The organism is Micrococcus sp. Mcc28 (assembly GCF_024519775.1).
Lineage (GTDB): Bacteria > Actinomycetota > Actinomycetes > Actinomycetales > Micrococcaceae > Micrococcus > Micrococcus luteus.
The window spans coordinates 1-367 of sequence record NZ_JALJRH010000053.1; the positions used below are offsets into that span (position 1 = coordinate 1).

General features: G+C 49.9%; 1 protein-coding gene. It reads left to right on the top strand.

What is annotated here, in order from left to right; translation table 11 throughout:
* Window positions 1-367, top strand: a 367-nt coding sequence (locus NR073_RS11430; RefSeq protein WP_256748847.1) for a hypothetical protein, incomplete at both ends; no start/stop codon positions are given.

Sequence of the window (367 nt, forward strand, 5' to 3'; positions counted from 1 at the left end):
GATCACCCCGCGCACCTCATCGAACTCCACCCCCTCCACGGGCGAACCGAAGTAGAAAAAAAAAAGATAGAAAAAATGAAAAGGGGAGGAAAAGGGAGAGGAAGGAGGGAGGAAAAAAAAGGAAAAGGAAAGAGAAAGAAGAGAGGAAGAAGGGAAAAGAGGAAAAGAGGAGAAAGGAGAGAAGGGGGAAGAGGAGAAGAGAGGAGAAAGAAGGAGGAAGAGGAGAAGGGGGAAGAAAAAGAGGGAGGAGGAAAGGGGAGAGAAAAAGAAGGAGGAGAGAGGGAAAAAGGGAAAAGGGGAGGAAAAAAAGAAGAGAGGGGGAGGAGGGGGGAGGGAGGAGGGAAGTTAATGAGCGTGGTGGTGGGAG